This window comes from Pigmentiphaga sp. MLSB6-MA01 (genome assembly GCF_058793475.1).
Genome location: NZ_JBXAFV010000007.1, coordinates 127509 through 136482 on the forward strand (window position 1 = coordinate 127509; position 8974 = coordinate 136482).

Annotated in this window: 8 protein-coding genes; 1 reads left to right on the forward strand and 7 read right to left on the reverse strand. The window is 67.0% G+C overall.

All coding sequences use genetic code 11. The annotated features are described in order from the left end of the window. Positions 1–23 precede the first annotated feature (23 nt). From AC1Q6E_RS13625 to AC1Q6E_RS13655, 7 genes are all read right to left on the reverse strand, one after another. Positions 24–956 (reverse strand): peptidylprolyl isomerase, encoded by a 933-nt coding sequence (locus AC1Q6E_RS13625; RefSeq protein WP_492572930.1) that lies wholly within the window; start codon positions 954–956, stop codon positions 24–26. A 133-nt stretch (positions 957–1089) separates the two neighbouring features. Beyond that, positions 1090–1785 (reverse strand): hypothetical protein, encoded by a 696-nt coding sequence (locus AC1Q6E_RS13630; protein ID WP_296556861.1) that lies wholly within the window; start codon positions 1783–1785, stop codon positions 1090–1092. Positions 1786–1795: 10 nt separating this feature from the next. Continuing rightward, the gene (locus AC1Q6E_RS13635) at positions 1796–3631 is read right to left on the reverse strand and encodes a putative porin (RefSeq protein WP_152800095.1); all 1836 of its coding nucleotides are present in this window, start codon (positions 3629–3631) and stop codon (positions 1796–1798) included. A gap of 50 nt (positions 3632–3681) precedes the next feature. Then, the gene (locus AC1Q6E_RS13640) at positions 3682–4398 is read right to left on the reverse strand and encodes an energy transducer TonB family protein (protein ID WP_492572931.1); all 717 of its coding nucleotides are present in this window, start codon (positions 4396–4398) and stop codon (positions 3682–3684) included. 10 nt (positions 4399–4408) lie between these two features. Continuing rightward, a complete protein-coding gene (locus AC1Q6E_RS13645; protein WP_087781292.1) occupies positions 4409–4819 on the reverse strand; it encodes an ExbD/TolR family protein in 411 nt (136 codons plus the stop codon). 14 nt (positions 4820–4833) lie between these two features. Beyond that, positions 4834–6633: a DUF2341 domain-containing protein gene (locus tag AC1Q6E_RS13650; RefSeq protein WP_492572932.1), complete on the reverse strand. Its 1800-nt coding sequence runs from the start codon at positions 6631–6633 to the stop codon at positions 4834–4836. Positions 6634–6688: 55 nt separating this feature from the next. Continuing rightward, complete coding sequence (locus tag AC1Q6E_RS13655) at positions 6689–8320, reverse strand: ShlB/FhaC/HecB family hemolysin secretion/activation protein (RefSeq protein WP_152800092.1); 1632 nt, start codon at positions 8318–8320, stop codon at positions 6689–6691. Positions 8321–8596: 276 nt separating this feature from the next. Between AC1Q6E_RS13655 and AC1Q6E_RS13660 the strand changes: the two genes are divergently transcribed. Beyond that, positions 8597–8965, forward strand: a complete 369-nt coding sequence (locus AC1Q6E_RS13660; RefSeq protein WP_152800090.1) for a hypothetical protein — start codon at positions 8597–8599, stop codon at positions 8963–8965. Positions 8966–8974: the final 9 nt, after the last annotated feature.

Genomic DNA, 8974 nt, shown 5'->3' on the forward strand with positions numbered 1-8974 from the left:
TCTGTCCTGATGATGAATGCTGTTCAGTTGACCTTGCCCATCGCGGCATCCAGCGCCGCGCTGTCGATCTTGATCGAACCGGCGGGTGCCAGCCTGGCCATGTAGGCTTCGATCAGTTCCTGTTTGCGCTGCTGTCGCAGCACTTGCTGCAGACGTGGCTTGACCTCGTCCAGCGTGGCGATGCGCGGGGCCTGCGAGTCGAGCAGCTTGAGCACGTGGATGCCCGCCGACGACTGGACCGGCTCGCTCACCTGGCCGGGCTGCAGGCGGGACACCGGGTCGCGCACCTCGGGCAGCAACTGCGCCAGGGGCAGGGTTCCGACGTCGCCGCCGCGCGCGGCCGAACGCTCGTCCTGCGAATTCTTGCGCGCCAGCTCGGCGAAATCGCCGCTGCGGGCCTGGCCCACCAGGTCCTGCGCCTGAGCGCGGGCCTTGGCGACAGCCGCGCCGTCATTGGCCGGCGCCGCCAGGAAGATCTGGGCGACGTGATAGGTCGCGGGAAGCTGGAAGCCTTCCTTGGCGCGTTCGTAGGCCGCTCGCACGTCAGCCTCCGAGGGATAGCCCTCGGGAAGCTGCGCCACCGAATCCAGGTACGAGGTGGCGACGATGCGATCCGTGGCCTCGCGTACCGCCGCGTCCACGCGCGTCTTGATTTCAGCGCGCTTGTCCCAGCCTTTGCCCTGGGCTTCCTTGAGCAGCGCTTCGCTGGCCAGGCGCTGGCGCAGCCAGTTCTCCAGGCCGGCCCGATTGCCCTTGACGGCATCGCGCTCGGCATCGGGCATGCCGCGCAGGAGTTGCTCGACCTCCTGCTGCTTGATCGAGACGCTGCCCACGCTGGCGACCGAAGTGCCGCTGTCCGCCGCATGGACCGGCGCGGCGGCGCCCAGCCAGGCGGCGAGCAGGGCCGCCACGACAACTGGCCTGGAATACGTGGAGGGGTTTTGCTTGAGCTTCATGACTTCAACTTCCTTCTCTGATCGTGACCGCCAGCCGGTGATGGCGGAGCCGTGGCGGACTCCGTGGCCTCTATTGCAACGAAGCAATGTGACAAAACCACCTCGGCCGCCGCCAAACTGCATCACGCCCCGGTTACTGGGCCGCGGCGGACGCCGCGCCACGGGCGTCGAACCGTCCCTCGTACAACTTGTCGCCGAACTGTTGGGCCGCCTCGTCCAGCCTGACCCGCGCGGCGCCCGCGAACGGCTGGCGCGCGGACAGCACGGTGCCCACGTCCATGGCTTCATAGGCCTGGAGGATCTCCTTGCCCACGGCATACAACTGGGCATTCTTCGCCTCGCACTGGCCGATCGCTGTGTGTTGCGCCGAGGTCTCCGACGCCAGCCGCTGCCGCTCGGCCTCGGACGCCTTCGCCATCTTCAGCAGTTCGTCGTAGGCATTGCGGTACTGGGCGACCTGGGCGCCCGCTTTCTCCAGGGCGGCCTCGGCCTGTTCCTTGAGCTGCACACTGTCGTCGCGGGCTTTCTGCCGGGATTCGCGCTCGGCCGCCAGTTGCGCCTTGGCGCGCGACAGGTCTTCCTTCATGGCCGCCAGCTCGTCGGCCCTGGCTGGCGCCGCAGCGGCCCCCTGGCCGGCCTTCAGCGCCGCCAGTTCGTTCTGCGCCTGCTGGAGCTGGGAAGTCGTGATGCGCAACTGGGCGCGCAGCCTTTCCTCCATGCTCTGTGCCTGCTGCGCCTGGACGCCGCCGGCGGCGGCGAGCAGCAGCACCACCGCGCAGGCGGCGCGGCGTGGTACGGCCACCGACGGCACTAGGGATGCGAGATGCACGTCATTCTCCTTAGAAGCGGGCGTTGAATTCGACCTGCAGCATGTCGACGGAGAACGGCGCGCCGTAGACTTCCTTGGTCGACATCCAGCGGCCGGTGAACCACGTGTTCTTGTCGATGGCATACGAACCGCCCACGTAGTAGCCCTTGGCGTTCGTTCCCCCCAGGTGGAAGGACGAATCGTTGTAGGCGTCGGGCATCGCATCCGGTTCGATGCGCTTGTAGCCGGCCAGCAGGTTCCAGTCGCCGCGCGCGATGGGCGCGGGCTTGCCGAACGTGACCTGCACCATGTAGGCATTGGCGCCGCTCTTGAAGTCCGAACGGCCGGTACCGCCGGTGCCGCCGAAGTTGTTGACGATGCCGCCACCGGCGCGGTTCCACATCTCGTCGGCGTCATAGGCCAGGTTGCGGATGTAGTTTGCATCCAGCCTGAGGCCGTAGCCGCCGGCGACCTTGGTGTCCCAGCGGAAGTTCAGGTCCAGCAGCTGGAATTTGGACGCCAATCCGACATACTGCGGCATCTTCGTATTGGCGGGGTCCAGCGGATCAAGCGCGATATTGCGCAACAACATCAGCGTGTTGCCCTTCTGCATGAAAGCCGGACGGGACCAGTCGGTGCTGCAATGGTCGGCGCCCGCGTACAGGGAGCAGGGCTGCGACACCTTGCCGCTGATGTTGCGGAAGTCGTAGTACGCCACCGCGCCGCGCAGGCGGTTGTCCTCGTTCACCTTCCAGCTCGAACCGACCTGCGCGCCGATCAGCCACTTGTTGTGGCTGCGCGCCTTGTCCTGGCTGGTGCCGGGGAAACTGTCCGACGAGTACTCGAGCGGGATCAGGCCCAGGCTGCCGAACAACGATACATCCGGGTTCGCCGCGAACGGCCGCTCCGCCTTCATGGCCAGGCCGTCGAAATTCAGGTCCGACGAGAACAGGGTGTCGGACGAAAAGAAGGGATTGCCGAAACGGCCGCCGACCACGGTCAGCCAGTCGAGCGGCTTGTGCGCCAGGTAGGCCTGGTCGAGCCAGACATTCTTCTTGCCCAGGCCGCCGCCCAGCGTCTGGGTGGTCGATACCGGGCTTTCGTCGCTGCCGGTGGCCAGCCTCACGCCCACTTCGGTGCGGTCCGAGAGGTCGGCGTAGATACCCAGCCGGGCTCGCGCGCGGAACACGTTCTTGCGGTTCTCGCGGGTATTGATGGTATTGGGCAGCGACAGGTTGGTGTTGCCGTTGACGTCATAGCCACTGCCTCGGTTGATCGCGGCCCAGTCCACCTCGATATTGCTGTTGCCGTCCGAGTAGAAGCGCGATTCGTTGCGCACGCGCATGTCGCCCTCGATGCGGATGCGCTTGGTCCACTCGGGCGTCTCGTTGGGAGCCGCCCAGCCCTCGGACTTGGCCTGGGCCATCACCTGGCCCTTGATCTCGTCGCGGATCTGGTCGCGCACGGTCTCGGGAATGTACGGAATACGCACGTCGCCCGCTTCGGGGCGCAACGCGCCACCGGCCGCGCCCGCCGTGGCGGCTGCGGCGGCTGTGGCCGCCTGGCGCTGCGCCTGCTGGGAGGCAAGCGCCTCGGTCTGCGCTTGCGCCAGCAGCGCCTCGCCCACGTCCTTCGTCAGGGCGCCGCTCTGGATCAGGCCACGGATCAGGCGGACCATCGCGCTTTCATTGGATGCCGCGGTCTGGGCCTGCGCCGGGACGCTTCCCAGCAGCCCGACGACCGACGCGACGGCTGCTGCGATGGCTCGGAGGCCGGGACGGCTGCGCGCCGCTTCCGCGGCCGGCCGCCACGGCCGGGTATGGCTGCCGCGGGTCGCGCGGCGATCGGATGCTGTCGATTGATTCATGAGCGAATTCACGGAATGGGGTGGAAACGGATAAGGTTGCTGCGGCGTGTTCATGACGGACGTTGCCCCTTGATGGTCAGGCGCATCGGATAGCGCATCGACGCGGGGGGACGTTCATCGATCGCGTCCGCGTCCCGCACCGCAGCCAACACGGTCTTGTCGACTTCGGCATCGCCGGTGCTCTGCACCAGCTGGGCCTTCGCCACGCGGCCGTCCGCGGTCAGCCAGAGATCGATGCGTATGTCCTGGAACGCCAGTTGACGGGTCCGCGCATCGCGCGCCAGCAGTCGCTGCAAGGCGCTCGAGTAGTACGAGGCGTACGAGGAATTGCCCATTCCCCCGCGCCCCGCTCCCGCCGATCCACCGCCGCGGCCAGCCGCGACGCCGAAGGCGTCCGTGCCGGCCTGGGCGGCGCCATCGATGGTGACGGGATCACCCAGGTCCTGCGACGGGCTCGGCGGCGCGTCCTCCGGTGGCGCATCGAGCGGTTCGATGGGCGTAGGCTCGGGCTCGACGATTTCCGGCTTGATCTCCGGTTCAGGCTCGGGCAGTTTCTCCGGCTCGGGCGGCGGCGGAGGTGGCGGGGGCAACATCAGCATCGGCGTTGCCGCCACCTCGCGCCTGGTACTGGCGGTATCCGCAAGCAGATACCACAGCAATCCGGCAAGAATGGACGCCACGCCCAACCCGATGACAAGCCCGCCCCAGCGCCGCCACAGGCGGCTGCCTGGCGAGGCCGGTCGGGAGACGGGATCACGACTGCTCACATTGCTCTCCTCAGGCCGGCTTGCCCGTCACCAGGCCGACCTGGTTGAGCTCGATCCGGCGCAACAGGTCGAGCACTTCGACCACCTTCGCGTACTGGACCGAAGCATCGCCGCGGACGATGACTGGAAAATCGGGCGACAGCGCCTTTTCCGTACGCAACCGCTCTTCCAGTTCGGGCAGCGTGACCGGATAGGCATCCAGGAACACCTGGCCGGCGTTATCGATGGTGATGGCCTTGGTCTTGGGTTTCTCCAGGGGGACCGAGGCGCTCGCCTTGGGCAGGTCCACGCGGATGCCGGGGATGCTGGCGTTGCTGGTCAGGATGAAAATGACCAGCACCACCAGCAGCACGTCGACGAAGGGCGTGATGTTGATGCCGTTGGCACGCTTCTTGGTGCCGAACTTGACTGCGGTTGCCATGGTCGCCCGCTCCGTCAAGCGCGCTGCAAGGAGGGACGGACCTGGCGGCCCGCGCCCTGCTCTTCGGCCAGGCGCGTGGAGAACTCATCCACGAACACGGCCATGTCGGCGCCGATGGCTTCCGAACGCGAGGCCAGCCAGTTGTAGCCGAACAGCGCGGGGATCGCGACGCCCAGGCCGGCCGCGGTACACAGCAGCGCGGCAGCCATGCCCGGCGCCACCGAGTTGATGTCGACCGCGCCGGCCATGGCCGCGACCACGAACACCAGCATGATCCCGATCACCGTGCCGAACAGGCCCACATAAGGCGCGCCTTCGATGGTCGTGGACAGCCAGTTCATGCGCTTGGACATACGCTCGTTCTCGCGCACCATCACGCCGTCCATCGCCGCGCGGATGGCACTGATGGTGGCGTCGGAGACGGCGTTGATGTCGTAGCCTCGCTCCTGGCGGCGGCGCATTTCCTCGACCGCCACTTCGTACAGGCGCCACAACGACGAATCCTGCCTGACGTCTTCCGGCACGCGGTTGCTGTTGGCCAGGCTGTCGAGCGGCGCGCCGGCCGACTCGCGGAAAAAGGCCATGAACGAACCATTGGCGCGCGACATGGAGCCATAGCTGCGGCCCTTGCCGATCATGATGGCCCAAGAGACCAGCATCATCAGGCCCAGGATCGCCACGACCACCCAGGCGTCCAGCGGCATGGCGGCCAGGATGAAACCGAAGTGGCTCTTGCCGGCCTGTTGCTCGTCGGCGCCGAAAGCGGTCAGGCGCGAATCGGCGCCCTGCGAGATGGCGTCGGCCAGGATCAGCGCGTCGGGACGGGCGGTCTTGGACAGACGCAGCTCATCGATGGCGCCGGTGAACGCCGCCAACGCCGGGATGGAGGCCGTCTGGCCCGGCGTGGCCGGGCGGGCGATGTCGCCGCCGACCGACGCGGACGTATTGAAAGCGGGCAGGCTGGCGGCCACGGTCGCGGCCTGGTGGCCGGCGACGTACAGCGTGACGTTGCCGGCGTCGGACTTGACCGCGATGTGCGACCACTGTCCCGCCTGGATCGGCTGGCCGGGGGCGCTGCGCTGGCCATTGACCTGCACGAACGGCACGCCCTGGTTCACACCCACGACCAACTCGTTGGCGCCATCGCGGCGGACGTACAAGGCCTGTTCGGCGCCGAGCTGGTCGGGACGCGCCCAGGCGGAGAACGTGAACGGCGCGCCGGCCTGTTGCGACAGCGAGGGCGAGGCGGGCAGCATGAGCGGCGAGGCGCCGAGCTGGGCACCCTTGCCGATCACGGTGCCGTCGACGCTGACCACGGCGGTCTGCGCATGGTTGCCATAGGCGGTGGTATCGCGCGCCGGCACGTTGGCCTCGGCGAAGTGGTAGACGAGCGTGTAGTCGGGATCGAAAGTCAATTGGCCGTTGGCCGAGGCGGGCGCCTTGGGGTTGCCGTAATACATCCACAATTGCTGCGCGCCGCCGGCCGAGACGTTGGGTACGTCCACCCAGATCAGCGCGATGCCCAGCAGGGGATCGAACTGCTCGATCTGGTGGTTGAGCACGGTCTTGTCATCGCCCGCGACGAAGCGCAGGTCGGAGCCGTTCTCGCCGACTCCCTCGAAGCTGAAGTTGCCGGTGTGCAGGCGGACCAGCACGGGCGTGCGGCCGGCCTCGCCGCCCAGGGCCGCGCCCTGCGGCGTGGCGTCGATGGTGATGGGTTTGCGGTAGGCCCAGTCGGGCTGCCACCAGGCCTGCGCCAGGCCGGGCAGGATCGCGCTCAACATGGTGAGCGCGAGAAGCAGAATGCGTCGCATGGAAAACTCTCCGAAATCTTTGCTGGAAGACATGAGTGGAAGCGAGTGGCGATGATCAATAACTGGCGTTGATGCTGAAGGTCACGCGCGGATCGTGCTTTTCCGTGCGGGGGCCGTCCCTGAGCGGATAGCCGAAGTCCAGCCGGCCGGACACGCGCTGGCCGATGCGGAAGCTGGTTCCGACGCCCACCGAAGCCAGCGTGAAACGTGACTGCTGCTCGGGCAGCGGATCCTGCAGGCGGAGCTGGGCGGCATCCAGGAACGCGTACGCGCGCCAGTTCTCGACCCAGGTTCCGGCCCATTGCAGGGGTTTGGTGCGCCACTCGACCGAGCCGACCAGACCGTAGTCGCCGGTGGACTCCGCCGACATGTAGCCGCGCACCGAGTTCATGCCGCCGGCGGCGATCTGCTCGCCCGAAACCAGCGGCGAATCGGTCATCTGTCCGGCCAGCCTGAAGCCCAGTTGGGATTCGCCGACGAAGTTGTAGGTCGCGTTGACGTCGGCCTTGAGCGCCATAAAGGCGGGCTTGGCCTTGTAGCGCTTGTAGTTGAACGCTTCCCAATTGCTGCCATAGCCGAACAGGCTGCGGGTACCGGTCACGAACGACATGCCCAGCGCGTACTGGCCACGCTCGGTCTGGCGAAAGCCCGAATAGGACAGCGTGATCGGCGCGTACTTGAGCGGCACCTCGTCGCCGGTGGCGCCCAGGCGCAATTGTTCCTTGTTGCTCTTGAAATCGATGCCGGCGCTGAAGGCATGCCACCAGTCGCCCGCGTTGGGAACGGTGTAGGTGGCCTTCAGGCCGATGGCATGGCCCTTGCCAAGCACCGAGGTACCGCCCACGGTGGAGACGTTGCTGTCCGAGACGTAGCCCGAAGCCTCGATGCTCCAGTTCGAATCGCGCAGCGGCGCGATGTACGAGCCGGACCACACCTTGGTCTGGTCCAGGTCCTGCGGCGCGCCGAAGAAGCTGAGCGACGCGCTATGCCCCATCTGCCACAGATTGTCGTGGCCGATGGAGGCAGTGGCCCGCAGCGACCTGGTATCCGGGCTGTGGTCGTTGTTCAGGCCGGCGCTGGCGCGCCACGGACTGTTGTCCTCCACCTTCAGGTCCACGTCCATGGTGCCCGGCAGCTTGCCCTGCCGGACCAGCGGCATCACCTGCCGGCGGCCGGTCCGGTTCAGCTCGGTCAGTTGGGCTTGTGCCTTGTTGAAATCAGGCACCTGGCCTTCCTTCAGCGCCGAAACCTGGTCCCTGACCTCCAGCGGCGACGAATACTCGGCACCTACCACGCGAACGCGTCCCACCTTGGTTTCCGAGACCTGCAGGTAGACGATGCCGCCCACGACCTGCTGTTCAGGCAGGTCGACATAGACCGATTGATAGCCCTTGGTCTGGTAGGCGGACAACAACGCGTCGCGTGCGCCTTCCATGTCCTTGAGCGTACGGCCCGGCCCGAGGAAAGGCGTCACCGCCTTCTCGATGGACCGCACGTCCAGCACCGTATTGCCTCGTACGATGTACTCGTTGATGTCCACGCGGCGTTCCGCCTCGCTCGACGCTCCGGCCGGCGCCGCCGCGCCCGGCTCCTGGGCCAGCGTCAGGCCCTGCGCTCCCAGCGAGAGCGCCGCCATACAAAGGGCCCGCCATGCCGCCGACGGCCCGTTCTTTCTCAGCTCATGCATGTGTCGAATTCGTTTCTCAAGTAGTAGCCTTCGCGGCATCCCCTCCCGGCGTCATGCCGGAAGAGGCACGGGATCCGGGTCGTTCATCGCTGGACAGGTCCAACAGCCCCATGTCGGCGTTGCATACGTTTGCTTAGACGGATGGGGCGGCCCCGGACTGTCGTTTGTCATGAAAAGTTCATGAAAAACCGGCGGCTGGCGACCCCCGGCGAATGACGCGGCAGCGAGGTAGAGGGAATCGGTGCCGGGTGCTACGCTGGCAGGCAGGAGAACGCCATGAACCTGAACCGCACACTGCACCTGCCCCTCGCCGCCCTCGCCTGCGCCCTCGTATCGGGCGCCGCCGCGGCAGCCGCGCCCGACAACGCCCAACCGTCCTGCTTCGACGTCGAAGTCAACGGCCAGCGCGCGCCTTCCTATGGATGCCTGACGCAGAAGCTGCAACCGAATCCCGCGCCAGGAAAAATGGAGGGCGGCCCCGAACTCGCCTCCGAAGCCATCGTCCAGCGCGCCTCCAATCAGCTGGGTCTGTTCAACCGCGCGGCCATGGCCAATCGGATGGGCAACACCTTCGGCACCTCGGTCTATCCGCAGCGCCCGCCCACCCCGCAATACGGCAGCCCCATCTTCGGCGCGCGGCCCTAGCCGCGCCTG